Source organism: Curtobacterium sp. 458 (genome assembly GCF_030406605.1).
Taxonomy (GTDB): domain Bacteria; phylum Actinomycetota; class Actinomycetes; order Actinomycetales; family Microbacteriaceae; genus Curtobacterium.
Genome location: NZ_CP129104.1, coordinates 120024 through 145530 on the forward strand (window position 1 = coordinate 120024; position 25507 = coordinate 145530).

General features: G+C 71.4%; 25 protein-coding genes and 1 riboswitch. Of the genes, 12 read left to right on the forward strand and 13 right to left on the reverse strand.

Annotated features, from left to right (window positions below; all coding sequences use genetic code 11):
- Window positions 1–70: 70 nt before the first annotated feature.
- Complete coding sequence (locus QPJ90_RS00525) at window positions 71–1849, reverse strand: ABC transporter ATP-binding protein (RefSeq protein ID WP_290132523.1); 1779 nt, start codon at window positions 1847–1849, stop codon at window positions 71–73.
- Window positions 1850–1965: 116 nt separating this feature from the next.
- On the opposite strand from QPJ90_RS00525, the gene QPJ90_RS00530 reads away from it, so the two are divergent.
- A complete protein-coding gene (locus QPJ90_RS00530) occupies window positions 1966–2595 on the forward strand; it encodes a PH domain-containing protein (protein ID WP_290132524.1) in 630 nt (209 codons plus the stop codon).
- Between the two features lie 14 nt (window positions 2596–2609).
- On the opposite strand, the gene QPJ90_RS00535 is transcribed toward QPJ90_RS00530, so the two are convergent.
- The 3 genes from QPJ90_RS00535 to QPJ90_RS00545 form a co-directional block, all read right to left on the reverse strand.
- Window positions 2610–3626 (reverse strand): ABC transporter permease, encoded by a 1017-nt coding sequence (locus QPJ90_RS00535; RefSeq protein WP_290132525.1) that lies wholly within the window; start codon window positions 3624–3626, stop codon window positions 2610–2612.
- 64 nt (window positions 3627–3690) lie between these two features.
- On the reverse strand, window positions 3691–5214 hold the full coding sequence (locus tag QPJ90_RS00540) for an ABC transporter permease (protein ID WP_290132526.1): 1524 nt from the start codon (window positions 5212–5214) through the stop codon (window positions 3691–3693).
- A 238-nt stretch (window positions 5215–5452) separates the two neighbouring features.
- Window positions 5453–7216, reverse strand: a complete 1764-nt coding sequence (locus QPJ90_RS00545; RefSeq protein WP_290132527.1) for an ABC transporter family substrate-binding protein — start codon at window positions 7214–7216, stop codon at window positions 5453–5455.
- A gap of 318 nt (window positions 7217–7534) precedes the next feature.
- On the opposite strand from QPJ90_RS00545, the gene QPJ90_RS00550 reads away from it, so the two are divergent.
- Window positions 7535–9562, forward strand: a complete 2028-nt coding sequence (locus QPJ90_RS00550; protein WP_290132528.1) for a S9 family peptidase — start codon at window positions 7535–7537, stop codon at window positions 9560–9562.
- An 87-nt stretch (window positions 9563–9649) separates the two neighbouring features.
- Here QPJ90_RS00550 and gcvP read toward each other — a convergent pair whose 3' ends face one another.
- From gcvP to gcvT, 3 genes are read right to left on the reverse strand one after another with little or no spacing between them, the layout of a single operon-like run.
- Complete coding sequence (gene gcvP / locus QPJ90_RS00555) at window positions 9650–12574, reverse strand: aminomethyl-transferring glycine dehydrogenase (RefSeq protein ID WP_290132529.1); 2925 nt, start codon at window positions 12572–12574, stop codon at window positions 9650–9652.
- Window positions 12571–12948: a glycine cleavage system protein GcvH gene (gene gcvH / locus QPJ90_RS00560; protein ID WP_290132530.1), complete on the reverse strand. Its 378-nt coding sequence runs from the start codon at window positions 12946–12948 to the stop codon at window positions 12571–12573. The genes gcvP and gcvH overlap by 4 nt, the downstream gene beginning before the upstream one ends.
- A gap of 4 nt (window positions 12949–12952) precedes the next feature.
- A complete protein-coding gene (gene gcvT, locus QPJ90_RS00565; RefSeq protein WP_290132531.1) occupies window positions 12953–14068 on the reverse strand; it encodes a glycine cleavage system aminomethyltransferase GcvT in 1116 nt (371 codons plus the stop codon).
- Between the two features lie 170 nt (window positions 14069–14238).
- Window positions 14239–14338: riboswitch (glycine riboswitch) on the reverse strand.
- 93 nt (window positions 14339–14431) lie between these two features.
- Here gcvT and QPJ90_RS00570 point away from each other — a divergent pair.
- Genes QPJ90_RS00570 through QPJ90_RS00580 form a run of 3 tightly spaced genes read left to right on the forward strand, consistent with a single transcriptional unit; the run spans window position 14432 to window position 16054 of the window.
- Window positions 14432–14806 carry a BlaI/MecI/CopY family transcriptional regulator gene (locus QPJ90_RS00570; protein WP_290132532.1) on the forward strand — a complete coding sequence of 125 codons (375 nt, stop codon included), beginning with the start codon at window positions 14432–14434 and terminating at the stop codon, window positions 14804–14806.
- Window positions 14807–14818: 12 nt separating this feature from the next.
- On the forward strand, window positions 14819–15559 hold the full coding sequence (locus QPJ90_RS00575) for a M56 family metallopeptidase (protein WP_290132533.1): 741 nt from the start codon (window positions 14819–14821) through the stop codon (window positions 15557–15559).
- A 12-nt stretch (window positions 15560–15571) separates the two neighbouring features.
- Window positions 15572–16054: an FBP domain-containing protein gene (locus QPJ90_RS00580; protein ID WP_290132534.1), complete on the forward strand. Its 483-nt coding sequence runs from the start codon at window positions 15572–15574 to the stop codon at window positions 16052–16054.
- A gap of 42 nt (window positions 16055–16096) precedes the next feature.
- Here QPJ90_RS00580 and QPJ90_RS00585 read toward each other — a convergent pair whose 3' ends face one another.
- From QPJ90_RS00585 to QPJ90_RS00595, 3 genes are all read right to left on the reverse strand, one after another.
- Complete coding sequence (locus tag QPJ90_RS00585) at window positions 16097–16933, reverse strand: alpha/beta hydrolase (protein WP_290132535.1); 837 nt, start codon at window positions 16931–16933, stop codon at window positions 16097–16099.
- Between the two features lie 83 nt (window positions 16934–17016).
- Entirely contained in the window at window positions 17017–17730 is a 714-nt protein-coding gene (locus QPJ90_RS00590) for an alpha/beta hydrolase (RefSeq protein WP_290132536.1), read from the reverse strand.
- Window positions 17731–17768: 38 nt separating this feature from the next.
- On the reverse strand, window positions 17769–18767 hold the full coding sequence (locus QPJ90_RS00595) for a helix-turn-helix transcriptional regulator (RefSeq protein WP_290132537.1): 999 nt from the start codon (window positions 18765–18767) through the stop codon (window positions 17769–17771).
- A gap of 123 nt (window positions 18768–18890) precedes the next feature.
- On the opposite strand from QPJ90_RS00595, the gene QPJ90_RS00600 reads away from it, so the two are divergent.
- Window positions 18891–19148, forward strand: coding sequence for a hypothetical protein (locus QPJ90_RS00600; RefSeq protein ID WP_290132538.1), 258 nt, complete (start codon window positions 18891–18893; stop codon window positions 19146–19148).
- Between the two features lie 63 nt (window positions 19149–19211).
- Here the strand turns inward: QPJ90_RS00600 and QPJ90_RS00605 are convergent, their stop codons facing one another.
- Window positions 19212–20087 carry a LysR substrate-binding domain-containing protein gene (locus QPJ90_RS00605; protein WP_290132539.1) on the reverse strand — a complete coding sequence of 292 codons (876 nt, stop codon included), beginning with the start codon at window positions 20085–20087 and terminating at the stop codon, window positions 19212–19214.
- Between the two features lie 68 nt (window positions 20088–20155).
- Here QPJ90_RS00605 and QPJ90_RS00610 point away from each other — a divergent pair, with 68 nt between their 5' ends.
- The 3 genes from QPJ90_RS00610 to QPJ90_RS00620 all read left to right on the forward strand — a co-directional run bounded on the left by QPJ90_RS00610 (window position 20156) and on the right by QPJ90_RS00620 (window position 21464).
- Window positions 20156–20686 (forward strand): GNAT family N-acetyltransferase, encoded by a 531-nt coding sequence (locus QPJ90_RS00610; protein ID WP_290132540.1) that lies wholly within the window; start codon window positions 20156–20158, stop codon window positions 20684–20686.
- 77 nt (window positions 20687–20763) lie between these two features.
- A complete protein-coding gene (locus tag QPJ90_RS00615) occupies window positions 20764–21219 on the forward strand; it encodes a GNAT family N-acetyltransferase (RefSeq protein ID WP_290132541.1) in 456 nt (151 codons plus the stop codon).
- A gap of 41 nt (window positions 21220–21260) precedes the next feature.
- The gene (locus QPJ90_RS00620) at window positions 21261–21464 is read left to right on the forward strand and encodes a hypothetical protein (protein WP_290132542.1); all 204 of its coding nucleotides are present in this window, start codon (window positions 21261–21263) and stop codon (window positions 21462–21464) included.
- 194 nt (window positions 21465–21658) lie between these two features.
- Here the strand turns inward: QPJ90_RS00620 and QPJ90_RS00625 are convergent, their stop codons facing one another.
- Entirely contained in the window at window positions 21659–22846 is a 1188-nt protein-coding gene (locus QPJ90_RS00625; RefSeq protein ID WP_290132543.1) for an aminotransferase class I/II-fold pyridoxal phosphate-dependent enzyme, read from the reverse strand.
- Window positions 22847–22957: 111 nt separating this feature from the next.
- Between QPJ90_RS00625 and QPJ90_RS00630 the strand changes: the two genes are divergently transcribed.
- The 3 genes from QPJ90_RS00630 (at window position 22958) to QPJ90_RS00640 (ending at window position 24989) form a co-directional block, all read left to right on the forward strand.
- Window positions 22958–23734 (forward strand): isocitrate lyase/phosphoenolpyruvate mutase family protein, encoded by a 777-nt coding sequence (locus tag QPJ90_RS00630; protein ID WP_290132544.1) that lies wholly within the window; start codon window positions 22958–22960, stop codon window positions 23732–23734.
- An 80-nt stretch (window positions 23735–23814) separates the two neighbouring features.
- Window positions 23815–24423 (forward strand): HD domain-containing protein, encoded by a 609-nt coding sequence (locus QPJ90_RS00635; protein WP_290132545.1) that lies wholly within the window; start codon window positions 23815–23817, stop codon window positions 24421–24423.
- Between the two features lie 263 nt (window positions 24424–24686).
- Complete coding sequence (locus QPJ90_RS00640) at window positions 24687–24989, forward strand: hypothetical protein (RefSeq protein ID WP_290132546.1); 303 nt, start codon at window positions 24687–24689, stop codon at window positions 24987–24989.
- A gap of 124 nt (window positions 24990–25113) precedes the next feature.
- Here the strand turns inward: QPJ90_RS00640 and QPJ90_RS00645 are convergent, their stop codons facing one another.
- Window positions 25114–25452 carry a hypothetical protein gene (locus QPJ90_RS00645; protein ID WP_290132547.1) on the reverse strand — a complete coding sequence of 113 codons (339 nt, stop codon included), beginning with the start codon at window positions 25450–25452 and terminating at the stop codon, window positions 25114–25116.
- Window positions 25453–25507 lie beyond the last annotated feature (55 nt).

The following is a 25507-nucleotide window of genomic DNA, read 5'->3' on the forward strand; positions in this document are numbered from 1 at the left end:
TGCCTCCAGGCCGGACGCAGCTCGCCCCCTGGCACCGCACGGTGCCAGGGGGCGTCCTGCGCGGTCAGCGCTACTCGTCCGAGCCGGCCGCGAGGATCTGACGACGCAGCTCGCGCCGTTCGCGCTGGACGTCGGGGTCCGGCAGCGGCACCGCGGCGATGAGTCGCTGGGTGTACGGGTCCTGCGGGTCGCGGAGGATCTGGTCGCGCGTGCCGACCTCGGCCAGGTGCCCGTGGTGCAGCACCGCGATGCGGTCGGCGAGCACGTCGATGACCGCGAGGTCGTGCGTGACGAAGAGGCACGCGAAGCGGAACTCGCGCTGGAGGTCCTTGAGGAGCTCGAGCACCGTCGCCTGCACCGAGACGTCGAGGGCCGAGGTCGGCTCGTCGGCGATGAGCAGCTTCGGGCGGAGGGCGAGCGCCCGGGCGATGCCGATGCGCTGCTTCTGCCCGCCGGACAGCTCGTGCGGGAAGCGCGTCGAGTACGACGTGGGCAGCCGTACCGCCTCGAGCAGGGACTCGACCTCGCGCTCGAGCTCGCGGCCCTTCATGCCCTTGGCGAGGAGCAGCGGCTCGCCGATGGACTGGCCGATCGTCATGCGCGGGTTGAGCGACGACGAGGGGTCCTGGAAGACGATGCCCGCGTTCTGGTGGACCTTGCGGACGAGCGAGCGGGTCGGCTTCGACAGGTCGACGCCCGTCACCTCGAGACCACCCGAGGTGATCGGCAGCAGCCCGATGGCCGCGCGGCCGAGGGTCGACTTGCCCGACCCTGACTCGCCGACGAGGCCGACGACCTCTCCCTCGTGGACGGAGAGGTCGACACCGTCGATCGCGCGGAACGCCTTGACGCGGCCGCGGCCCGGGTACTCGATGACGACGTTCGAGAACTCGAGCACGGCCGGACCGAGCGTCGGCACGACGTCGGTGTGGAGCACCGGCTCCGCGCCGACGTGCACGGGCGCGTCGCTCTCGACGACGGACTCGAGGGTCTCGGTGAGGTCGATCACGGTGTCGCCGGCCTGGCCGAGGCGCGGGACGGCGTCGAGGAGCGTACGGGTGTACTCGTGCTTCGGCTCTGCGAAGACCTCGCGGACGGACCCGGTCTCGACGGCGACGCCCTGCTGCATCACGACGATCCGGTCCGCCAGGTCCGCCACGACGCCCATGTCGTGGGTGATCAGGAGGACCGCGCTGCCGAGCTTGCCCGCGAGGTCGCGGATGAGGTCGAGGATCTCGGCCTGCACCGTCACGTCGAGGGCCGTGGTCGGCTCGTCGGCGATGAGCAGCTTCGGGTCGCAGGAGATCGACTGCGCGATCATGGCACGCTGCCGCTGGCCGCCCGAGAGCTGGTGCGGGTACGAGTTGAACGCCTTCTGCGGGTCGGGCATCTCCACGAGCGTCAGCAGCTCGATGGCGCGGTCCTTCGCCTCGCTCGGCGAGATGCCGTAGTGGATCCGGAGGGTCTCGACGATCTGCGAGCCGACGGTGAAGACCGGGTTCAGGGCCGTCATCGGCTCCTGGAAGATGACCGCGATCTCCTTGCCGCGGTACTCCCGGAGCTGCGCCGACCGCAGGCCGAGGAGCTCCTTGCCGTTGAACTCGATCGAGCCGTTCACGCGGGCGTTCCGCGGCAGGAGCCCGAGGATCGACATCGAGCTCACGGACTTGCCCGAGCCGGACTCACCGACGAGGGCGAGGACCTCACCGGAACGGATCTCGTACGACAGCTTCTTGACCGCGGGGGTCCAGACGTCGTCGACCGCGAAGTCGACGTCCAGTCCGGAGACCTTGACGACGGGGGTGCTGGTGGCGGCCGGGGTGGTGGCCGCGGAGGCGGGCGTGCTCAACGACGTCCGGTCCTTTCCCGACCGCTCGTGGCGGCCGCGTGGGTGGTGTTGGTGGGGCGCTGACGACGGAGCGGCAGGCGTCGGGTCACGGGGCCCTGACCTGCGACGATGGAGGCATGCCTGCTTCCCCGTCGACGCGCGATGTGTTCGTGTCCAAGTTCAACCGCGGCCTCGCGATCGCGCTCTGGCTGATCGTGGCCCTGCTCTTCGCCACGACGACCGCGACCGACACGACCTGGTCGGACCGGGCCCTGGCCGTCGTGCCGTCGCTGTTCGGCGTCGCACTGGGCTGGATCGTGCTCTGGCGACCGCGGATGACCGTCGACGACGACGGCATCGAGGTCGTCAACGTGTTCCACACCGTCCGCGTGCCCTGGGCGGCACTCGTGCACGTCGAGACGCGCTTCGCCCTCACGCTCGTCACGCCGGGTCGGCGCGTCTCGGTGTGGGCGGCCCCCGCGCCGGGACGTGCCGGCGTCGCCCTCGCCCGTCGCCAGGAGCAGCGTCACGGCCGCAGTGTCCCGGACCTCGACGGCGGACACCGACGGGCCGGCGACCTGCTGTCCACGGCGTCCGGCGACGCCGCGTACCTCGTCCGGCACCGCTGGGAGGAGCTCCGCGAGCGCGACGCGATCGAACTCGGCACGGCCGACGCCGTCCGCGTCCCGGTCACGCTGCACTGGGCGTCGATCGCGTTGCTCGCGGTGACGGCCGTCGGCGGCTGGTTCGCCGTCGCGGCACGCTAGGAGGGCGCGGGACATCACGCGCTGATCATCTCCGAGCCGGCGCTGTTCTGCGGCTCCCGCGTCTTGCGGAGGCTGAACCGCTTCGAGCGCGGGTCGAACGCGTCGCGCAGGCCGTCACCGATGAAGTTCACGCAGAGCGCGAGCAGCACGATGAAGGAGGCCGGCCACCAGAACAGGTACGGGCGGGTCTGGAATGCCGACTGGTTCTGGCTGATGAGCAGGCCGAGGGAGGAGTCCGGCGCCTTGATGCCGTAGCCGAGGTAGCTGAGCGCCGTCTCGAGCAGGATCGCGGAGGCGATGAGCAGCGTCGCGGAGACGATGATCACGCCGATCGCGTTCGGCAGGATGTGGCGGAAGATGATCCGCGCGTCGGACGCCCCGGCGACCCGGGCCGCCTCGACGAACTCGCGTTCACGGAGCGAGAGGAACTCGGCGCGGACGAGTCGGGCGATGACCATCCACGACACCAGGCCGAGCAGGAGCGCGAGGCCCCAGGCGCCCAGGCCGTTCGCCGTCTTGCCGACCACGGCGCCGATGACGATCGCGGGGATGACGATGAAGATGTCGGTGATGCGCATGAGCACCGCGTCGACGGTGCCGCGGAAGTAGCCCGCGATCGCGCCGACGACGACGCCGATGAACGTGGCGAACAGGCCGATCACGATCATGACGAGCACGGAGTTCTGGATCCCGCGCATCGTCAGGGCGAAGTAGTCCTTGCCGATGCGGTCCTGCCCGAACGGGTGGTCGGCCGTCGGCGCGCCACCGTTCTGGAGGTCCTCGAGGGCCTTGTACGAGTAGTGCCACCAGCCCGGGATCGGGCCGAGGCCGACCGCGGACACGGCGAAGACCAGCACGAGGACGTACACGATGAGTGCGATGACCGCGAGCTTGTTGGCGAGGAAGCGGCGGAGGATGATCCGCCCCTGGCTCTCCCCGACGCGCTTCTCGTGCGAGTCGGGGGTCTGGCCGACGTCGGTGCCGTCGCCGATGTTCGGCTCGAGCGGCGCGCCGCCCTGGATGGTGCTCATCGGTGGTCCTCCTGGAGGTGCAGGTCCGTCAGGCTGGTCGGGTCCGTGACCGCGGCGTCGGCGGTCATCGGACACGCACCCGCGGGTCGAGGGCCGAGTAGGCCAGGTCGGCGAGGAAGTTGAACGCGATCGCCGTGATCGCGATGACGAGGAAGTACCCCATCACCGGGTTCACGTCGGTGATCGACAGGCCGCTGTTGAACAGGCTGCCCATGCCCGAGATGGCGAACACGCGCTCGGTGATGATCGCACCGCCCAGCAGCGCACCGATGTCGGTGGCGACGAGGGTCGCGATCGGGATGAGCATGTTGCGGAGGGCGTGGCGGACGATGACGGTGCGCTCCGGCAGGCCCTTCGCACGTGCGGTCCGCACGTAGTCCTGGTCGAGGACCTCGAGCATGCCCGATCGCGAGTACCGGGTGTAGCTCGCGAAGCTGATGAGCAGGAGCGAGATCGTCGGCAGCAGCAGGTGCGTGTAGGTGTCGATGCCGGTGATCCAGAAGTCGCCCGTCAGACCGGGCGTCTGCGAGCCGACGGTCGCGATCGGACGGGACACGTAGTTCTGCGTGTAGTCGATCCAGGATCGCATGAAGCGGTCGAGCAGGATGACGCCGGCGCTGAGGAACGCGGTGAGTGCGCCGATGCGCATCATCAGCCCGCGGTCGTGGCCACCGACGAGGAAGCCCGAGATGAGCCCCACGGCGATCGTGGCGACGGCCAGGATCACGATCGTCCCGGCGGACGAGATGTTCAACAGGCCCTGCAGCGCGAAGTAGCAGATGATCGCGACGAGGACGTTGATGCCCGCGACGAGCCACGCACGCCGGTTCTTCGTGCCGGCGAGCAGCGTCACCATCGCCAGGCCGATGCCCGCGCTGAAGAGGATCACGAAGACCGGGCCGAGCGACGGGTCGGTGAACCAGCCCGTGGCCTGCATGAGCAGGAGCATGCCAGCGGTCACGACCGCGCTGATCGCGAAGACGATCAGGCGACGCTTCAGGATGCCACCGACGATCAACTGGATCACGAGACCGACGACGACGGCGATCACGACGAGGTTGACGGGAGGGATCTTCGGGTCGACGAGGAAGTTGTTGTAGTCCAGCGCGATGAACGACTTCAGGAGCACGGCCATCAGGAACGACGGCAGCGAGTACAGGAAGAAGCTGACGAGGGTGATCGAGTAGTCGAAGCCCGAGTAGACGCGCAGCGCGGTCACGACGCCGAGACCGATGCCGAAGATGATGGCGAGGATGAACGAGAACGTCACCAGCTGGATGGTGGAGCCGACGGCCTGCGGGAGCAGCTGGGCGACCGGCTGGTTCTGGAACGTGACGCCGAGGTCGCACTGGCCGATGACGCACTTGCCGACGCCGCTGATCCACAGACCCCAGCGGAGCGGCGGGATCAGGTCGAGGTGCTGCGCTGCGACTCGTGCGGCGATGAGCTGCTCACGGTTCGGCGAGTTGCTCTGTTGGAGGTCCTGCAGGGGGTTCCCCGCGATCGCCGCCAGGTTGTACATGATGAACGACGCGGCGATGAGGATGAGGACCGAGACGAGGATCCGTCTCGCGATGAAACTCACCATGGGCGATGGGTGCCTCTCCGGTGTGGTGGTTCGAGCTGCTGATCGTCCGATCGGGCGACCCGAGCAGCAAGGGTACTGGGTCCCGCCGCATCGTCGTCTTCGACGATGCTCAGCGGTGTGGGGCCGGGTCTCGGCCAGAGGTGGTGTGCCGGTCTGGGTCCCGGCTCACGGGAGGGCGCCGGACTCGTCGAGTCCGGCGCCCCCTCGTGCGTGGTGCTTGATCAGCGACCGGTCAGGGTCACTTGGTCCAGTCCCAGACGTTCCAGAAGATGCCCGTCTGGCCGCCGAAGTACTGGACGCCCTTCAGGTTCGAACCCGTGGCGAAGAGGCCGGGGCTCTGGAACAGGGGCAGGCCGTACGCCTTGTCGAAGGCGATCTTGTCGATCTCCATCTTCATGTCGTTCAGCTTGGACTCGTCCAGCGTGCTCTGGGTCTCGACAGCGAGCTTCGAGGCAGTGGCGTCGTTGAACTTGTTGTAGTTGCCCGAGTTGTTCGTCTGGAAGAGCTGCGGGATCGCGGCGTTGCCGGCACCCGGGTTGACCCAACCGAAGATCGAGGCGTCGTAGTCGCCGCCCGCGAGGAGCGAGGACCAGTCGGGCGAGCCGCCGTCGACGACCTTGATGCCGGCCTTCGCAGCCGAGGCCTGGATCGCCTGGAACGTGTCCACGCGGTTCGGGTTCTCGGTGTTGTAGAGGATCTTGACGGTCGGCGTGGCACCGTTGAGGAGCTTCTTCGCCGCGTCGATGTCGACCTTGCTGTACTCGGACGAGTCGTTGTTCTTGACGCTCTCGTCGTAGCCGTCCTGGCCGGGCAGGTAGAGCTGCGAGTCGAGGACCTTGGCGTCCTTGTTGATCGGGGTGACGATCGACTTCAGGATCTGCTCACGCGGGATCGTGAGGAGGAAGGCCTTGCGGACGTTCTCGTCCTTGAACACGGACGAGCCGAAGTTCAGGTCGAGGTGGTCGTAGGCGACCTGCGAGCCCTCGATGGTCTTCACACCGGAGGCCGCGTCGAGCGCCTTCACCGTGTCGGCCGAGGCCTGCGGCTGGATCGCGTCGACCTCGCCGTTCTGGAGGGCCGTCACCTGGGCGTTGGCGTCACCGATGAAGCGGACGACGAGCTTGCCGAACTTGACCTTGTGGTTGCCCGTGTACTCGGGGTTCGGGACGAGGGTCATCGACTGCTTCGGGGTCCACGCGGAGACCATGAGCGGGCCGCCCGAGACGAGCAGCTTCTTGTCGCTCGGCAGGCTGGTCTTGTCGTAGCCGGTGTTGACGAAGTCGGCGACCTTCTTGAGGACCGAGTTCGCAGCGGCGGGCTTGGCGGGGTCACCGGCGGGGGTGTCCTTGAGCGCCTTGAGGAGGTCGTCGACCGTGGTGCCGGCCTCCTCCGTCACGACGTGCGCCGGGAACTGGATGGGGTTCACCAGCTGCCAGTCGACGTAGGGCTCCTTGTACTTGATGGTGATGGAGTCCTTGGTGATGTCCGTCGGGTAGTCCGTCTTGAACGGCGACGCCGACGCGAGCGAGAAGTACTGCGTCCCGCTCGTGACCTTGCCGGTGCTCTCGTCCTGCGTCGCGGAGTCGTAGTAACCGGAGGCCTGTGCCCAGCCCAGGAGGAGGTCGTCAGAGGTGATCTGCTTGCCGTCGGACCACTTCGCGTCCTTGTTCAGCGTGTACTTCACCGTCAGCGGGTCGTCGCTGAGCTTCTTGACGGTGCCGAGGTCGGTGTTCGGCGTGATCTTGTAGTCCGACCCCAGCGTCACGAACTGCGGCTGGGTCATGTAGTTGATCATGCCGTTCATGTCCAGGTTGCCCTGGGGGGTGTTGTAGTTGAACGACGTGACTTCGTTGACCTGTGCGACGGTGATGGTCTTGTTCGACGCCGAACCCGACTCGTTGGCGCTGGGAGAAGTGGTGCAACCGGCGAGGGCGATCGCGGCCGCCCCGGCCAGGGCGACGGCGCCGAGCAGCTGGCGCCCTCGCTTCTTGGTGATGTTCACTCTGTGATCCTCCTGATGGAATGTGACCGAACACGACAGGAGGCAGGCTCCACGGCGCGTTCGCAAGAACCATAGGTGTCCGTCGGAGGGGCCTCAAAATCCCGGAAGAAGTTGTTACACACCGGAAACGTAGCCTGCGGATCGTTGCGTGAGACTGTGGAAACCTGCGTCTGCGGGCCAGGATGCGCAACGTGGGTGCTTGACTGCGCCCGCGATTGTCCGCAGTCTTGCGGACACACCTCCCGAGGGTGAATGGTCGCGGAACGCTCGGCGGCCAGTTCCGGACGCGTCGGACCGTGGTGGCCGTAGCGTGGCAGCGTGCTCGCCAACGACATCCACCACCTCCACGTCCCGTCTTCTCCGACCCTCTCCGGCGACCCGCGCACCGGCGGTGCGGCCTTCGTCTCGGTGTCCCGTCCGGACGTCGACGCCGACACGTACCGCACCACCGTCGAGCAGGTGACCGCTTCCGGGCCCGTGCGCTGGACCGCGGGCGACCGTGACTCCGCTCCGGTGCTCTCGCCCGACGGCCGGTCGCTCGCCTTCCTCCGGGTCGTCACGGACGAGCACGGAGCCGACCGTCCGCAGGTCGCGGTCGCACCCGTCGACGGCGGCGAGGCACGCGTCGTCACCGCGCTGCCGCTCGGGGCCGGTGCCCCCGTCTGGTCGCCGGACTCCACGCGCGTCGCCGTGACGGCCCGCTTCCCGGAGCCGGGTCGGTACGGCTCCGCGGCCACGGGCGACGAGGACCGACGGCCCGCCTCGGCCGCCGAGGCCCCGCGCCTCATCACACGTCTCGACTTCCACGTCGACGGTGCGGGCTACCTGCTCGACAAGCCGCAGCAGGTCGTCGTCGTGGATGTGACCGACCGGGACGCCGAGCCGGTCCGGACCGCGCTGACGAGCACCACCTGCTCGCTCGGCTCCCCCGTCTGGTACCCCGACGGCAGCGCCCTCCTGGTCGTCGCTCCCCGTGCCCTCGGCGAGCGGGAGACGCACGACGACGACCTGTACCGCGTCGACGTGGCCGACGGGTCGCTGTCGCTCGCGATCCGTTCCGAAGGGTCGATCGGCTCGGTGGCGGTGACGTCGACCGGCTCCGTCTTCTACACGGGCGCAACGCACGCGGACGGCCAGGTCGTCGCGGAGCCGCAGGGACTCTGGCGCGCCGACCACGGGTCGGACCCGGTGCTGCTGACCGCCCGGGAGACGGTCGACGTGACCGGGACCCCGGTCGTGCACGGGGCCGATGTCCTCGTCGCGGTGCTCGACCGCGGCACGGTCGGCGTCCGCCGGGTGCCCGGCGCCGCCGACGCGCCGCTCGGCCTCGACGAGCTCGAGGTCGTGCTCGGCGGGCACATCGTCGTGTCCGGGTTCGACGTCGCGGGTGACGTGCTCCTCGCGACCGCCGCGACCACGGCCTCCCCGGGTGAGGTCATCGTCGTCGACCTCACGAGCGGCACGAACACCGAGCCGACCGCCGACGCCGACCGGGGCGCGAACGCCGAGCCGACCGTCCTCACCGACTTCGCGGCTCCCCTCCGCGACACCGCGACCGCTCCTGGTGTCCGGCGCATCGAGGAGGTCACCGGCACCTCCCCGGACGGCACCACGGTGCACGGCTGGGTCGTGCTGCCGGAGGGCGACGGCCCGCACCCGGTCCTCCGCGTCGTGCACGGCGGACCGTTCGGCCAGGACACCTGGGCGTTCTTCGACGAGGCGCAGGTCTACGCGAGCGCCGGCTACGCGGTCGTGATCGGCAACCCCCGGGGCTCCGGTGGCTACGGACTCGACCACGGCCGCGCGGTGATCGGCGCGATGGGGACGGTCGACGTGGACGATGTGCTCGCCCTGCTCGACGCGGCGCTCGAGCGTCCGGACCTCGACGCGAGCCGGGTCGGCATCATGGGCGGTTCGTACGGCGGCTTCATGACGAGCTGGGTCGCCGCCCACCACGGGGAGCGCTTCGTCGCAGCGTGGAGCGAACGCGCGGTCAACGCCTGGGACTCCTTCGCGGGCAGCTCCGACATCGGCTGGTTCTTCGCCGACGCGTACGTCGGGGCGGACCCGGAGGAGCAGCGCCGCCGCAGCCCGCTCACGTACGCGGCCCAGGTGTCGATCCCGTTCATGGTCGCGCACTCCGAGGAGGACTGGCGCTGCCCGATCGAGCAGGGGCACCGGCAGTTCGTCGCACTCAAGCGGGCCGGGGTCGACGCGTCGCTCCTCGTGTTCCCCGGCGAGGGCCACGAGCTCTCGCGCTCCGGGCGCCCCCGCCACCGCGTGCAGCGCTTCGAGCACGTCCTCGCCTGGTGGGCGCAGCACCTGCCAATCGCGCCGGTCGCCTGACGCTGCTGACGACGGACGGGAGGCCCGTGGCGGATCCGCCACGGGCCTCCCGCGTGTTCACTGGCGCGTCGCGGACGACGCGGGCCGCTACGCGAACGCCTCCACCGGAGGGCACGCGCACACGAGGTTGCGGTCGCCGTACGCCTGGTCGATGCGGCGCACCGGCGGCCAGTACTTCCTGGTGCTGATGCCCGGCAGCGGGTAGACCGCCTGCTCGCGGGTGTACGCGTGCGTCCACTCCCCCGAGATCACCGACGAGGCGGTGTGCGGCGCGTGCACGAGCGGGTTGTCGTCCGCGCTCCACTCGCCCCGCTCGACGGCGGCGGCCTCGGCGCGGATCGCGAGCATGGCGTCGACGAAGCGGTCGAGTTCCGCGAGGTCCTCGCTCTCGGTCGGCTCGACCATCAGGGTGCCGGCCACCGGGAACGACATCGTCGGCGCGTGGAACCCGTAGTCGACGAGGCGCTTCGCGACGTCGTCCACCGTGATGCCCGTGCTGTCGCGGAGCGGCCGGAGGTCGAGGATGCACTCGTGCGCGACGAGCCCGTCCTGCCCCGTGTAGAGGACCGGGTAGGCGTCGCGGACCCGTGCGGCGATGTAGTTCGCCCCGAGCACCGCGACCTCGGTCGCACGGGTGAGCCCCTCGAGCCCCATCATCCGGACGTACGTCCACGTGATCGGCAGGATGCTCGGGCTGCCGTACGGCGCGCTCGACACCGGGCCACCGGCGTGCGCGAGGCGACCGTCCGAATCCGCCGCGGTTGCGCCGGAGCGACGGTCGGCCTGCTGCGCCATCGGGTGGCCGGGCAGGTACGGCGCGAGGTGCGCCTTCGCCGCGACGGGCCCGACGCCGGGGCCGCCGCCGCCGTGCGGGATGCAGAACGTCTTGTGGAGGTTCAGGTGCGAGACGTCGCCGCCGAAGTCGCCGAACCGGGCGTGCCCGAGCAGCGCGTTGAGGTTCGCGCCGTCGACGTACACCTGACCGCCCGCGTCGTGGACGGCGGCGGTGATGTCGGTGATGTCGTGCTCGTAGACGCCGTGCGTGGACGGGTACGTGATCATCAGCGCGGCGAGCTGGTCGCCGTGCTGTGCGGTCTTCGCCCGGAGGTCGTCGAGGTCGACGTTGCCGTCCTCGTCGCACGCCACGACGACGACCCGCATGCCCGCGAGGACGGCCGACGCGGCGTTCGTGCCGTGTGCGCTGGACGGGATGAGGCAGACCGTGCGCTCGGTGTCGCCGTTCGCGAGGTGGTAGCCGCGGATCGCGAGGAGGCCCGCGAGCTCGCCCTGGCTGCCGGCGTTCGGCTGCAGTGACACGGTGTCGTACCCGGTGACCTCGGCGAGCCACGACTCGAGGTCGCCGATCATGTCGAGGTAGCCGGCGACGTCCTCGGCGGGCGCGAACGGGTGCACGTTCGCGAACTCGGGCCACGTCACCGCGGCCATCTCGGTCGCCGCGTTGAGCTTCATCGTGCAGCTGCCGAGCGGGATCATGCCACGGTCGAGCGCGTAGTCCTTGTCGGACAGGTGCTTGAGGTACCGCATCATCCGGGTCTCGCTGCGGTGCGCACTGAAGACCGGGTGGGTGAGGTACTCGCTGCTGCGCAGCAGACCGGCCGGGAGGCCCGTGGCTGCGTCCCGCACGGCGGTCTCGGTCGCCGGGACGGTCTGGTCCACCGCCCCGAACACGCCGGCGAGCGCCGTCACGTCGTCCGGCGTCGTCGTCTCGTCCACCGACACCTGCAGGGTGTCGGCGTCGACGAGGTGCAGCAGGTAGTCCCGCTCACGCGCGGCGTCGACGAGGGCGGCGGCACGACCGGCCGCGCGGAGCGTCAGGGTGTCGAACCACGCCTCGTGCACGACGTCGAGCCCGGCCACGCGTGCGGCGTCGGCGAGCGCAGACGTCGTGCGGGCGACCCGGTCGGCGATGAAGCGCAGGCCCTCGGGTCCGTGGTACACGGCGTACATCGACGCCATGACCGCGAGGAGCACCTGGGCGGTGCAGATGTTGCTCGTCGCCTTCTCGCGGCGGATGTGCTGCTCGCGGGTCTGCAGGCTGAGGCGGTAGGCCATCTGCCCGTCGGCGTCGAAGGAGACCCCGACGAGTCGGCCGGGCAGCTGGCGCTCGAGACCGGCACGGACAGCCAGGTACCCGGCGTGCGGTCCGCCGAAGCCGAGCGGCACGCCGAAGCGCTGGCTGGTCCCCACGGCGACGTCGGCGCCGAGGTCACCCGGGCTGGCGAGGAGCGTCATCGCGAGGAGGTCCGCGGCGACGACTGCGATGCCCCCGCCGGCGTGGACGCGCTCGATGGTGCGGCTCGGGTCGACGATGCGTCCGGAGGCGCCCGGGTACTGCAGGACGACGCCGAACGCGCCGTCGAGCTGCTCGTCGGTCGGGCCCTCGGCGGCGTCGAACGCGCGGAGCGTGATGCCCACGGCGTCGGCGCGGTGGTCGAGGAGCGCGCGGGTCTGCGGCAGGAGGTCGGCGTCGACGAGGAACGCGTCGCCCTTGACCTTCGAGGCGCGGCGGGCGAGGAGCATGCCCTCGACGACGGCGGTGCCCTCGTCGAGCATGGACGCGCCGGCCGTGGCCATGCCGGTGAGGTCGGACACCATCGTCTGGAAGTTGATGAGTGCCTCGAGGCGACCCTGCGAGATCTCCGGCTGGTACGGCGTGTACGCCGTGTACCAGCTCGGGTTCTCCAGGACGTTCCGCTGGATCACCGCGGGGGTGTGGGTGCCGTGGTAGCCGAGGCCGATCATCGCGCGCCGGACGGTGTTGCGGCCCGCCTTCGCGCGGAGCTCGGCCAGCGCCTCGGTCTCGCCGACGGCCGTGGGGATGACGGACGCGGTGACCGGTGCGGCGTGGATCGACTCGGGGATGGCGGTGCGGACGAGCGCGTCCAGGGACGGCTGGCCGACGGCGTCGAGCATGATCTGCTGGTCGGCGCTCGTCGTGCCGATGTGGCGGTCGGCGAAGGACGTCTGGAGGTTCTGCTGCGCGTCGCTCATGCGAGGGAGGCCCGGTACGCGTCGTGGTCCATGAGGTCCTCGGGGAACGAGGTGCCGTCGACCTTGATCTTGACGAGCCAACCGGCGCCGAACGGGTCGTGGTTGACGGTGTCGGGAGCGTCGACGACGGCGTCGTTGACCTCGACGACCTCGCCCTCGATCGGGGCGAAGAGCTCGCCGACGCTCTTGGTCGACTCGATCTCGCCGATCTGCTCGCCCGCGGTGGTGGCGGTGCCGACGGCGGGGAGCTCGACGAAGACGACGTCACCGAGCTGGTCGGCGGCGTGGTCGGTGATGCCGACGGTGACGGTGTCGCCCTCGACGAGCAGCCACTCGTGGTCGGCGGTGTACTGGAGTGCGGTCTGGTCGGTCACAGGTTCAGCCTCTCGGGGAACGGCGGTAGAAGGGGAACGGGGTCACGGTGCTGGGGATGGCCGTGCCACGGACGTCGATGTGCAGGACTCGGTCACCGGAGGACACCGCCTCCAGCGCAGCCGGGTCGACGAAGGCCATCGCGACCGGGTGGCCGAGGGTGGGCGAGAGTGCGCCGGAGGTGACGGTGCCGACGACCTCGCCGTCGAGCACCACGTCGTAGCCGGCACGCGGAGCACGGCGCCCCTCGGTGACGAGTCCGACGAGCACGCGGGCGCCCTCGGCCGGCGAGACGCCGGCGGCACCGACGAAGTCGCCCTCGGTCGCGACGACCCGGCCGAGTCCGGCCTGTGCGGGTCGGACGTCGGTGCCGAGCTCGTGCCCGTAGAGGGGCATGCCGGCCTCGAGTCGCAGGGTGTCACGGGCGGCGAGCCCGGCGGGGACGACGCCGCGGTCGGCGCCGGTCTCGAGCAGGGCGTCCCAGATCGTCGTCGCGACCGACGGGTCGGAGTAGATCTCGAACCCGTCCTCGCCCGTGTACCCGGTGCGGGCGACCAACACCTCGGCACCGTCGAACAGGGCGTGCAGCACGCGGTAGTAGCGGAGCTCGTCGAGGGGGGTCTCGGGCTGCAGTCGGTCGGCCACCACGAGGGCGTCGAGCGTGCCCGCGGCGGCGGGGCCCTGGATCGCGACGAGGGCGGTCGTGTCGGAGTCGTCGGAGACCCGGACGTCGAAGCCGTCGGCCCGGGAGGTCAGGGCATCGACGGCGACGGACCGGTTCGCGGCGTTGGCGACCACGAGGAAGACGTGCTCCTCGGTGCGGTACACGACGAGGTCGTCGAGGATCCCGCCGTCCTCCCCGAGCAGCAGCGAGTACTTCGCTCGGCCGACGGGCATCGCGCCGAAGGACCCGGCGAGCGCGTGGTCGAGGAACGCGACGGCGTCGGGGCCGGTCACGCCGATCTCGGCCATGTGCGACAGGTCGAAGACCCCGGCGGCACTGCGGACCGCGTGGTGCTCGGCGAGGTCGGACGAGTAGCGGACGGGCATCCGGTACCCGGCGAAGTCGGTGAAGGTGGCTCCGGCGGCTTCGTGCGCGGCCTCGAGCGGTGATGAACGCATGGCGGAGTTCTCTCGTCCTCGACGACACCCGACGACCGTCGTCGGGTGGGAACTCCCCCTCTGTCATGGGCCTGAGAGTTTCACCGCGGCCCGTGAGGTCCGTCGGCTTTCACCGTGGGCGAGGAGCCGGACCGACCGGTGGGTCGGGAGCACCTGCTTTTCAGAGTGGCCTGTCCGTCGCGGTGTTGGACCTGAGAGATTGGCGGGGACGTTGCTCCTTCGGTGCAGGACACCGGCGAACCGGGGTCCGGCGTCTCCCGCGACGGGTGATCGGCCGTGCTTCAGTTGTCGCCGTCGAGCATACCGCCGCCGTGTTTCCGGGAGGTGTCGTGCTCGCGATTCGACATCTCGTAGAATGCCCGGGTGGCAGGACAGCGATCGCGCCCTCGCGGGCAGCTCGAACAGGCGGTGCTCGACGCCCTCTGGTCGGCACCCGACGGCCTGAGCGCGCGGCAGGTGCTCGACGCGTTCCCCGAGCCGCGACCCGCCCTCACGACCGTCCTGACCGTGCTCGACCGCCTCGGACGCAAGGGCCAGGTCGAGCGCGAGCAGCACGACGACGCCCCGCTGACCTTCCGCGCGACGAACAGCCGGGAGGAACAGACGGCCTCCCTCATGTCGAACGCCCTCGCCGCCGCCACCGACCGCGAGGCCGCGCTCCTGCAGTTCACCGGCTCGCTCGCCTCGGACGACCTCGACGTCCTCCGCCGCGCCCTCGACGCCCGCTCCCGGGGCTGATCGGGAGCGTCCGTGGTCGTCGCCGGTGTCGTCCTGATCGTGCTCGCCCTCGCGGTCGTCGTCCTCGCGCCGCGCGTCCTGACCCGTTCGGCCTGGACGATCGACCGCCCCCGCACCGCGCTCGTGTCGTGGTCCGTCGCGGTGCTGCTCGGCGTCGCCGGCTTCGTCGCGGGCATCGCGCTCGTCGTGCTCGCGAACCGTCCGCTCACCGATCCGTTCGGCCTGGCGGCCTCGCCGTCGCACGGCCTCAACGTCGGGGTCGCCCTCGTCGCGGTGCTCGCGTTCGTCGTCGCGGTCCGCGTACGGCCCGGTCCGGAGCACGACGCCGTGCGCGAGGCGATGCGCTCCGGCGCAGCCCCGCACCGCGAGATCGCGGGTGTCCCGGTCGCGCTGGTCGAGGCCGACCACGCACTCGCGTGCGCGGTCCCCGGCCGCGCCGGCGGGGTGCTCGTCAGCACCGGGCTCGCGGACCAGCTCCGCACGGACGAACTGGAGGCCGTGGTCGCCCACGAACGCGCTCACCTGTCCCAGCACCACGCGGTCGCGGTCGCGGTCGCCGAGTCGATCGAGCGTGCGGTCCCGTGGGTGCCCGGTGCGCGCGCCATGGCGCGCTCGACGCGCGTCCTCGTCGAGTTCGCCGCGGACGACGCCGCCGCCCGGCGGCTCGGCCGCGACGCAGTGCGCCGGGCCGTGCTCGTGGCGGACGGGACGAGTGCGCTCGGGGTGATCCGCGCCTCCAGGCTGGAGGGTTAGGGTGGCGGCACCGTGAAGCCACTGACCGAAGCAGACATCCGCTCGTCGTTCGTCAACGCCACCCCGGAGGAGCTCGAGCAGCTCCCCATCCCGGGGCTGCACGAGATGCTCTGGGACGAGCGCGAGTTCCTCGGGTGGCGCGACCCGCAGGCCGCACGCCGCGGCTACATCGTGTCGTGGATCGACGACCTTCCCGTCGGCATCGTGGTCCGGTCCGCCGGCGGCTCGCTGCGTCCGGGCATCGCGGCGATGTGCTCGTTCTGCCACTCCCCGCAGCCGGCGACGCAGGTGCGTCTCTTCTCCGCGGCCCGAGGTGGGGAGTCCGGTCGGAACGGCAACACCATCGGGTCGTACATCTGCGAGGACCTCGGCTGCTCCATGCTCATCCGCACGGCGCCGCCGCACCTCAACCCGCCGGCGACGATCGCGATGCGCGGCGAGGCGCTGCTGCGTCGGGTCCGCAGCTTCACCGAGGACGTCGCGAAGACCGCGTAGTCGGCACAGCGCTGGGCTGCACCGACCACGCGGTCGGCGCGTTCACTGCTGGATGAACTCGAGGATGTCCCGGTTGAGGACGTCGGCGTGCGTCGTGAGCAGGCCGTGCGGGTACCCCTCGTAGATCTTCAGCGTCGCGTCCTGCAGCAGCTCGGCCTGCTTGACGGAAGCCGCCTGGTACGGCACCACCTGGTCGTCGTCGCCCTGCAGGACGAGCACGGGCACCGTGATCGCCCGGAGGTCCTCGGTCTGGTCGGTCTCCGAGAACGCCTTGATCCCCTCGAGGTGGGCGAGCGCGCTGCCGGTCATGCCCTGCCGCCACCAGTTCGCGACGACCGGCTCGGACAGCTCGACGCCGGGACGGTTGTAGCCGTAGAACGGGCCGGACGCGACTGCCTGGAAGAATTCGGCGCGGTTGGCCGCGAGGGCCTCACGGAAGCCGTCGAACACCGAGATGTCCGTGCCCTCGGGGTTGTCCTCGGTCTTGAGCATGAGGGGCGGCACCGCGGCGACGAGCACGGCCTTCGCCACCCGGCCCTGGGGCTGGCCGTACTGGGCGACGTAGCGGGCGACCTGGCCACCGCCGGTGGAGTGGCCGACGTGGACCGCGTCGTGCAGGTCGAGGTGCTCGACCACGGCCGAGACGTCGCTCGCGTAGTGGTCCATGTCGTGCCCGGTGTCGATCTGCGAGGAGCGCCCGTGCCCGCGGCGATCGCTCGCGACGACGCGGAAGCCCTGGGACAGGAAGAAGAGCATCTGCGCGTCCCAGTCGTCGGACGACAGCGGCCATCCGTGGTGGAACACGATCGGCTGGGCGTCGTGGCTGCCCCAGTCCTTGTAGTAGATCTCGGCGCCGTCGTCGGTGGTGATGAAGGCCATGCGTTCGTCTCCGGTCTCTCGTTCGGTGGTGGTCGGTGGGGTGCTCGGGTCTGTGGTCGTTCGTGCGCTCGTTCGTGCGCTCGTCAGCCGAGCTCGGCGATCGCGGTCGTGATGACCTCGGTCACCTCGGCGGGGTGCGAGTGCATCACGAGGTGCGGGGCGTCGAGCTCCACGACGGAGCGCAGGCCGGCGCGCTCGTACCCGAAGCGCTCGACGTCCGGGTTGATGGTGTGGTCCGCGGCGGAGACGATGCCCCAACCCGGCTTGGTCCGCCAGGCCGTCACGGACGCGGGCTCGCCGAACGCCACCGCCGAGAGCGGTCGCTGCGACACCGCGAGTACCTCCGCGGTCGCCCGGTCGATGCCGGCGGCGAACACGTCCGGGAACGCCTCGACGACGACCGAGACGTCGGTGCCCGGCTCGCCGCCCTCGACCGGGTACGGCGCGTACACGAGGTTCTGCGCGAGGTCCGAGTCCGGGAAGCCGCCCTGCAGCTGTGCCAGGCTCTCCCCCTCCTCGAGCGCGTAGCCCGCGACGTAGACGAGGCCCACGACGTTCTCGGCGACCCCGGCGACGGTGATGACGGCGCCGCCGTAGCTGTGGCCGACGAGGAGCACGGGTCCGTCGATCTGCTCAACGACGGCTCGGATCGCGGCCGCATCGCCCGACAGGCTCCGGTTCGGGACGGCAGGGACGCGGACGGTGAAGCCGCGGTCGAGCAGCAGCCGGGTCACGGGAGCGAAGCTCGCGGAGTCCGCGAAGGCTCCGTGGACGAGCACGATGGTGGGCGATGTCATGGTGGTGCATCCTCTCGTCGGTGCGGATGCGAGTGACGCTAGGGGTGCTGTGCCGGGCTGTCGTGCCCCTGCGAGTACCCGGCTCGGTACCGCGCGAGTCGGCTGCCGTCGGTGGGAGTCGTCACGTTGTCGCGCGGCGGTCCGACGAGGCCGTCGCTGCGGTCGGTGTCGCGGTCGGTGTCGCGTCCCTCGCCGCTGTCGGCGCTTCGGCTGGCTCCGCGACCGGCTCGCAGCTCGGCGAGCGCCCGTTCCCCGAGGCTTCCCGGCGCGCCGTAGCAGACGAGCGTGTAGAGCCCGGGGTGCGCCTCGAGCACCTGCCATCGCAGGTCGACCCATCCGTGGTCGGGGAAGAAGTTCGGAGCACGACCGGAGGTCATGGGGTGCGCCTCGTGCCGACGCCACAGGTCGGCGAAGTCCTCGTCGTCGAGGAGCAGCGCGATGATCTCCTGCCAGCGCGGGTCGGAGGGGTTGCCGTAGTAGCGCAGGCGGGAGACGGTCGTCCGCGCCCCCTCGACCCACGACGGCAGCGCCCTGACCTCGGGCGGCGCCTCGAACTGCATGAGACCGAGGTTGTTGCCGATCTCCATGTACCCGGGAGCGACGGCACGCATCAGGTCGTTGAGGACGAGGACGTCCTGGTTGCGGTCGATGATGTACGCCGCGGTGTGGTCCCAGAGCGTGATCATCTCGACGAGGTCCGGCGGAGGCGCCTCGCCGCGGTGGACGTCGTACACGGCCTCGGCGCCGGGGAGCGCAAGCCGCTGCAGGTAGGCCACGCCCGACCGGTCGAGGCGCAGCGCCCGGGCGAGCGACGCGCACACCTGCAAGGACATCTGGTGCCCGCTGCCCTGCTCCAGTCGGCGGTAGTACTCGACGCTGATGCCCGCGAGGCGGGCGACCTCCTCGCGCCGGAGCCCGGTGACGCGTCGCCGCGGATCGACGGGCAACCCGACGTCGTCCGGCGCGAGCGCCGCACGACGCGCACGGAGGAAGCTCGCGAGGGCGCTCTGCTCGTGCTGTCCGCGAGGGGTCTCCACGGTCCGATTCTCCCGGGTCCTGCCCGCCTCGCGCGACCGGTACCGACGTCGGGCGATGCGTGCCCGCGTCACGGGGACGAGCCGGGCCCCCGGACGGTCGGGGGTCGCCGGTACGGTGACGGCATGCCGTCCCGATTCACCGCCGCACGATGGGCCGTCGTGTCCGACGACGGCGACGGCCGCTGGCGGCTGACCGTCACCGACGAGGCCGACGACGAGCTCGGCACGATCGGGCTGGGCGTCGAGGGGTCCTGGGAACCTGACGTCGAACCGCACGTGCGGTTCGTGCTGGTGCAGCTCGGTCTCGAGCTCGCCGGGTCCCGGCCCTGGCAGGACGACGAGCTCGGACACCACCGGGCGCCGGTGCTGCCGCTCGCCTGACGGAAGCGGCCGACGCCGGGCCGACGCGGACACCGCGCGCGGCTCCTCGGTCGCCGCGCGCGGCTACTCGGTCGCCGCGACGAAGTTCCGCAGGATCTCGCGATCGTCGTCCGCCCGCGTCGCCCAGGACAGCTCGCTGCGGTGCTCGCTGCCCGCGAGCGGCAAGAGGGACACGGTCGACGGTGCGGCGAGCGCGGCGCTCTCCGGGACGACCGTGACCCCGAGCCCCGCGCCGACCAGGTGCAGCACCGTCGCCCAGGTCGTGGCCTCCTGCACGACGGTGGGGCGACGGCCGCCAGCGGTCACCGGCGCGAGGTTCCGTTCGGTCGCGAGCGCGCCGGCCTCGGCCGGGAAGAACACGAACGGGTCGTCGACGAGCTCGGGCCCCTCGACCTCCGACCGGCCCGCGAACCGGTGCGTGGTGGGGACGGCGGCGACGAACCGCTCGCTCCGGAACGGCAGCAGCCGGACGCGCGGATCCGGGTCGGGGTCGCGGACCACGGCGAGGTCGAGCTCCCCCCGGAGGATCCGTGCGACGAGGTGCGACGTGTAGCCCTCGGTCAGCTCGACCCGGACGAGCGGGAAACGCTCCCGGAACGCCTGCACCCGCTCGATCGGGCCGAGGGGCAGCGCGGACACGACGAAGCCGACGTCGAGTCGCCCGACTTCTCCACGGCCGACCCGCACCGCTTCGTCGAGGTCCCGCGCCGCCTGCTCGAGCAGCGACCGCGCGCGACCCTGCAGCACGCGGCCGGCAGGGGTGAGCGCGACGCTCCGCGAGGTCCGGACGAACAGGTCGATGCCGAGCTCCCGCTCCGTCCGCCGGATCTGCTGCGACAGCGCGGGCTGGGCCATGTGCAGGACGGCCGCCGCGCGTCCGAAGTGCAGTTCGTCCGCGACCGCGAGGAACGCGCGGAGTTGGCGGAGGTCGACATCCATGCACGCAGCGTATCGATCTGCGAGAACGAGTATTGGACCCGACCGGACCCGGTGCCGATCATGGATGCATGCCCGACACCACCGCTCCCGCCGCCACCGCTCCCGCCACGGTCACGATCGCCGACCTCGCCACGCAGGCCGACGCCGAGGCGTTCCGCACCCTCAACGAAGCGTGGATCACCCGGTTCTTCGCACTGGAGGACGAGGACCGCCGGTACCTCGGCGACCCGCTCGGCCACATCGTCGAGCCGGGCGGCGCGGTGCTCGTCGCCCGGCTCGCCGCGGACGCCGGCGGCGGCGCCGAGACCGTGATCGGCTGCGTCGGCCTCGCCCCCACAGCACCCGGCGAGTACGAGCTCGTGAAGATGGCCGTCTCCACCGACCACCAGGGGCACCGCACGGGTCGTCGCCTCATCGCCGCGGCACTGGGCCGGGCGCGGGAGCTCGGCGCCCGCCGGGTCGTCCTCGAGAGCAACTCCGGGCTCGCGAGCGCCGTGCACCTGTACGAGGCGTTCGGCTTCCGGCACCTCGAACCGCACGAGGTCGCGCCGAGTCCGTACGCCCGCGCCGACGTCCACATGCGACTCGACCTCGCCTGACCCCACGGTCCCCCTCGGGGGACGAACAAGCCGTCCACCTGACGACGCCTCACCACCGGCCGATAGCGTCGGCGGAGATGCGCATCCACGAACGGGCCGATGCCGACCAGGACGCCCTGGTCGAGGTCCTCTGGCGCGTCCACGTGTTCGGCTACCCCGCCGTCTGGCCGGACGATCCTGCCGCGTGGCTGGCGCCGACGGGTCTCCGCGCCGCGTGGGTCGCCGTCGTCGACGACCGGGTCGTCGGGCACGTCGGCATCGCCGTCCCGGCACCGGGCCGCATGCCCGAGGTCACACGGCTCTTCGTCGACCCGGACCACCGCGGTCGGGGCATCGCCGACGCGCTGCTCGACGCCGCGGAGCAGTCGGTGCCCGGCTCGCACCTCCGGCTCGACGTGACCGAGGACGCCCCCGGCGCCTGGCGGCTCTACGAACGGCGCGGCTGGTGTCTGACGGGCCGCGGACCGGCGGACTGGTGCACGCCGTCGGGCGAGGTCCCCACCCTCCGCTTCTACGCGAAGCGCATCGGCTGAGCGGGCCGTCCGGCGTGCCGGTCGTTCGGTACGCTCACGGCATGGCGACGTACGAGGTCCAGGCCGTCCGTGAGCGCGGCGCGTGGCAGGTGTTCATCGACGGGCTGCTCGTCACCGAGGTCACCCGCTGGCCGTCGGTCGGTCCCGTGGCGCGTGAGTTCCTCGCGATGGACCGCGACGACGACCTGAAGATCCGCGTGGTCGGTCGCAACCAGTACATCGACGACGACCCCGGCGAGGCCTGAGGCGCCGCGCCGCCCACGAGACTCGGGGCCCCGCCCACGAGACTCGGGGCCCCGCCCACGAGACTCGGGGCCCGGCCCACGAGACTCGGCGTGAGCGACGTCGCTCGCGTTCCGGAGCACGAGACGCGTCGCTCACCGCGAGTCTCGCACCCCCTACCACGGCCCGGCCGGCCCGGCCCGCCGCCGGCCGCGACTCACGCCACGTGCCAGACGAGCCCCTCCTGCGTGCTCGACGGGTACGCCGCCGCGATCCGGAACACCGCCTCGCGCAGCGTCTCCGGCGAACACGCCAGGTTCAGGCGCGCGAACCCCCGTCCCTCGGACCCGAACCCCAGCCCCGAGTTCAGGGCGACGTACGCGTGCTCCCGCAGCGGCACCGCCGGGTCGTCCCCGAGCCCGATGCCCCGGAAGTCGAGCCACGCCAGGTAGCCGGCACGCGGCCGGGTGTACACGACACCGGGCAGGTGCTCGGCGAGCAGTGACCCGAGCAGCCGTTCGTTCGCGACGATCCGCGCGACGACGTCGTCGAGCCACCCGGTCGCGAGGGTGAACGCCGCCGTGTTGGCGTGCAGCCCGAGGATGCTCGTCCGGCAGGCGACCTCCTCCCACAGGGTGTCGAGGAGCGCCGCGGTCCGATCGTCCCCGGCGACGATGACCGAGCACTTCACACCCGCGAGGTTCCACCCCTTGCTCGCACTCGTCACGCACACGCTCCGGGCGCCGAGCGGCTCCGCGACCATCGCGAACGGGGTGAACCGCACGCCCGGGTGCGTGAGCGGCGCGTGGATCTCGTCGCTGATGACGAGCACGTCGTACCGCGCGGCCAGTTCGGCGAGCGCCACGAGGTCGGCGCGGTCGTGCACGAGCCCGACCGGGTTGTGCGGGTTGCAGAGCAGGAAGACCCCGACGCCGTCGGCGAAGGCCCGCTCGAGGCCCGCGAGGTCGAGCCGGTAGTCGCCCCACTGTTCGAGGAGCGGCACCTCCTCGACCTGACATCGAGCCTCCTCCACCAGCTCGAAGAACGGCGGGTAGACCGGCGGCGTGATCGCGACCCTGCCACCGTCCGGCAGCGCCAGCCGCAGCGACTCGACGATGCCCACGCTCACGTCCGTCGCGAGGTACACCCGCCCCGGGTCGACGTCCCAGCCCCAGCGGTCGCGCGCGAAGCCGGCGAAGGCCGGCGCGAGCGGCCCGGGCCCGTCGAGGTAGCCGAGGTCGGACTGCTGCACCCGCTCGATGAGCGCCTGCCGGATCTCCGGCGCCACCTCGTGGTCCATCTCGGCGACGAACAGCGGCAGCACGTCGGGTGCGTACCGCGTCCACTTGATGCTCGTGCGGACCCCGCGGAGGTCCCCGACCGGGTCCTGCTCGTCGTGCGCCATGCGTCCCAGGATGCACCGGCCTGGAGGCACGGCGCGACTCCCGACGTCATCCTGCGTCGCGTGGGCACGCACCCTGGTCCCCCGCACCGGTCGCCGCCTACTGTCGGCGGCATGAGCACGAGCACCGCCGACAAGGCATCCACCCTCAAGCAGCTGCACGAAGCCCCCGAGATCCTCCGCGTCGTCAACGTGTGGGACGCGATCAGCGCGAAGGTGGTGAGCGACCTGCCGGAGACGCGGGCGATCGCCACCGCCGGACACTCGATCGCCGCGAGTCACGGCTACGACGACGGCGGCATGCCCCTCGACCTCGCCCTCGCCGGCGCCGCGACCGTCGCAGCCGCCACCGACCTGCCCGTCACCGCCGACCTCGACGACGGCTACGAGGACCCCGCCGAGACGATCCGCCGCGCGATCGGCGCCGGCATCGTCGGCGCGAACGTCGAGGACCGCCTGCGCCCCTTCGACGAGGCCGTCGCGCGGGTCGCGGCGATCACCGCCGCTGCCGAGGCCGAGGGCATCGCCTTCCAGCTCAACGCCCGCACCGATGCCATCGCCCGCGGCGGTGACCGCCCGATCGACGAGAGCATCGAGGACGCCATCGCCCGCGGGAAGGCGTTCCTCGACAACGGCGCCGCCCTCGTGTTCGTCCCGGGAGCGATCCAGCGCGACGTCGTCGAGCGGCTCGTGGACGGCCTCGGTCGGGGCAAGCTCTCCGTGATCGGCCTGCCGGGTGCCCTCCCCGCAGCCGAGTACGAGGAGCTCGGCGTCGCCCGCATCTCCTACGGCCCGCTGACGCAGCGCGTCGCGCTCCGCGCGCTGCGCGACCTCGCGACCGACCTGTACGGCGGTGGCGTCGTGCCGGAGGACACCCCGGCCCTCAACTGAACCGGCTGACGGCCGGGAGGCGCGGTGCGGGCCCGTACCGCGCCTCCCGGCCGCCTCGCCGTCTGCGCTACCGTCGTGCCGTGACCACCGACGTCGACGCCCTGCTGGCCCCGCCGACCGCCGTCGCCGCTCGCGCGCTCGACGTCGTGCGCGCATGGTCGACGCCCGCACTCGCCAACCACTGCCTCCGCTCCTGGGCATGGGCGACGGTCATCGCCGACGCCTCCGGGCTCGAGCCGGACCGCGAGCTGCTGTTCGTGTCGGCGATGCTGCACGACCTCGGGGTGACGCCGTCGTTCGACGCGCACGCGGTGCCGTTCGAGGACGCCGGCGGCGCCGTCGGCTCGGTGTTCGCCCTCGGCGCGGGGTGGGACGCGGCTCGGGCCCGCCGTGTCGGCGAGGTCATCGAGCGCCACATGTGGACCTCGGTGGACCCCGACGTCGACATCGAGGGGCACCTGCTCGAGGTCGCGACGTCGCTCGACGTGTCCGGCGCGGGGTTCGACCTCGTGCCCGACGCCGTGCTCCGCGCAGTGACCGCCGCGGTCCCCCGTCTCGACTTCTCCAGCGCCTTCGACGGGCTCGTCCACGAGCAGGCGGAGCGCAAGCCGTCATCCGCGGCCGCACGACTCGACGGCTCGGGCAACGTCGCCGTCGGTGGAGCACGCTGGGACGCGTTCCTGGCCTGAACCTGGACTTCTCCCCGAGTCCGCCGTATAGTGTTCCGTTGGTGCACTGCAGCGAACCCATCTGACTCGCGCACACCGACCGTCTCGACACCGATCCAACCGGGATCGCATTCCTCCGAGACCACCCTCGTCCAGACGGACGAGTCGCACGTCGACACACGACGTGCGCGCCAGCGGGCAACCGCGGACGACCCGGACCACGATGTCCGGGAGCGGCCGGCGGAGACCGCGACGGCGCCGAACGACTGAGAAAGACCAGCACCATGAACACGAACACCACCGTCGGCAACGACCGACTCAGCATCATCGGGACCGCACTCGCGGCGCCCGTCACCACGCCTGACAACATCGCCGAGTTCCCCGTCCGCGACGTCTGGACCGGCCGGGAGTACCTCGTCCGGATCGACGCCGACGACCTCGGGGTCTTCGTCACCGCCGGCGCCCGCATCGAGGTGCGCGGCGAGGCGGGCTGGACCATCCCCGGGCGGTCCTGGCGCGGCGAGGCCAGCCGGACGCTCCTGCAGGCGCAGGACGTCGCGGCCGGCGAGCTGCTGCTCGCTGCCTGATCGACTCGTACCCGAAGCGCGTCGCCGGTCCGCCGGCGGCGCGCTTCGTCGTCCGCGTCCGTCTGCTTCGTCGTCCGCCTGTGCTCTGCTTCCTCGTCGGCGCCAGCGCGCTTCGTCGCTGGTATCAGGGAGCGGGCGGGTCGTCCGCTCCGGCGAACCGCGTGCGCCCGTCCGCGTTCAGCGGCCGGGTGTCCCCCGCCCGAGCCGCCGCATCGCGGAGCCGCCGGACGAAGGCCGGATCCTCCGGCTCGAGCACGTCGTCCGGCGCGACCGAGACGACGAGCTCACTGGCCGGACCGATCAGGATCACCGTCTCCGTCAGCGAGCCGTCGAACCCGACGGACGGCACCGCGACGGTGTCGGTCCGCCCGTTCGCGCCGAGCACGGCCGCGTAGTCGAGGACCGCATCGGCGATCCGGTCCCCCGTCATGATGTCGACGTTCTCGTAGCTGATGTACTTCACCACTGCCCTCCCTCTGCGCGACGGTACGGCCACGGGGAGGGCCGCCCTCCGAGGT

Bases quoted from the DNA above. Each gene is read 5' to 3' on its own strand.
- QPJ90_RS00530 (WP_290132524.1), top strand. From the start codon at position 1,966: ATGCCTGCTTCCCCGTCGACGCGCGATGTGTTCGTGTCCAAGTTCAAC.
- QPJ90_RS00535 (WP_290132525.1), bottom strand. From the start codon at position 3,626: ATGAGCACCATCCAGGGCGGCGCGCCGCTCGAGCCGAACATCGGCGAC.
- QPJ90_RS00540 (WP_290132526.1), bottom strand. From the start codon at position 5,214: ATGGTGAGTTTCATCGCGAGACGGATCCTCGTCTCGGTCCTCATCCTC.
- gcvP (WP_290132529.1), bottom strand. From the start codon at position 12,574: ATGAGCGACGCGCAGCAGAACCTCCAGACGTCCTTCGCCGACCGCCAC.
- gcvT (WP_290132531.1), bottom strand. From the start codon at position 14,068: ATGCGTTCATCACCGCTCGAGGCCGCGCACGAAGCCGCCGGAGCCACC.
- QPJ90_RS00585 (WP_290132535.1), bottom strand. From the start codon at position 16,933: ATGGCCTTCATCACCACCGACGACGGCGCCGAGATCTACTACAAGGAC.
- QPJ90_RS00590 (WP_290132536.1), bottom strand. From the start codon at position 17,730: ATGACATCGCCCACCATCGTGCTCGTCCACGGAGCCTTCGCGGACTCC.
- QPJ90_RS00600 (WP_290132538.1), top strand. From the start codon at position 18,891: ATGCCGTCCCGATTCACCGCCGCACGATGGGCCGTCGTGTCCGACGAC.
- QPJ90_RS00605 (WP_290132539.1), bottom strand. From the start codon at position 20,087: ATGGATGTCGACCTCCGCCAACTCCGCGCGTTCCTCGCGGTCGCGGAC.
- QPJ90_RS00610 (WP_290132540.1), top strand. From the start codon at position 20,156: ATGCCCGACACCACCGCTCCCGCCGCCACCGCTCCCGCCACGGTCACG.
- QPJ90_RS00615 (WP_290132541.1), top strand. From the start codon at position 20,764: ATGCGCATCCACGAACGGGCCGATGCCGACCAGGACGCCCTGGTCGAG.
- QPJ90_RS00620 (WP_290132542.1), top strand. From the start codon at position 21,261: ATGGCGACGTACGAGGTCCAGGCCGTCCGTGAGCGCGGCGCGTGGCAG.
- QPJ90_RS00625 (WP_290132543.1), bottom strand. From the start codon at position 22,846: ATGGCGCACGACGAGCAGGACCCGGTCGGGGACCTCCGCGGGGTCCGC.
- QPJ90_RS00630 (WP_290132544.1), top strand. From the start codon at position 22,958: ATGAGCACGAGCACCGCCGACAAGGCATCCACCCTCAAGCAGCTGCAC.
- QPJ90_RS00640 (WP_290132546.1), top strand. From the start codon at position 24,687: ATGAACACGAACACCACCGTCGGCAACGACCGACTCAGCATCATCGGG.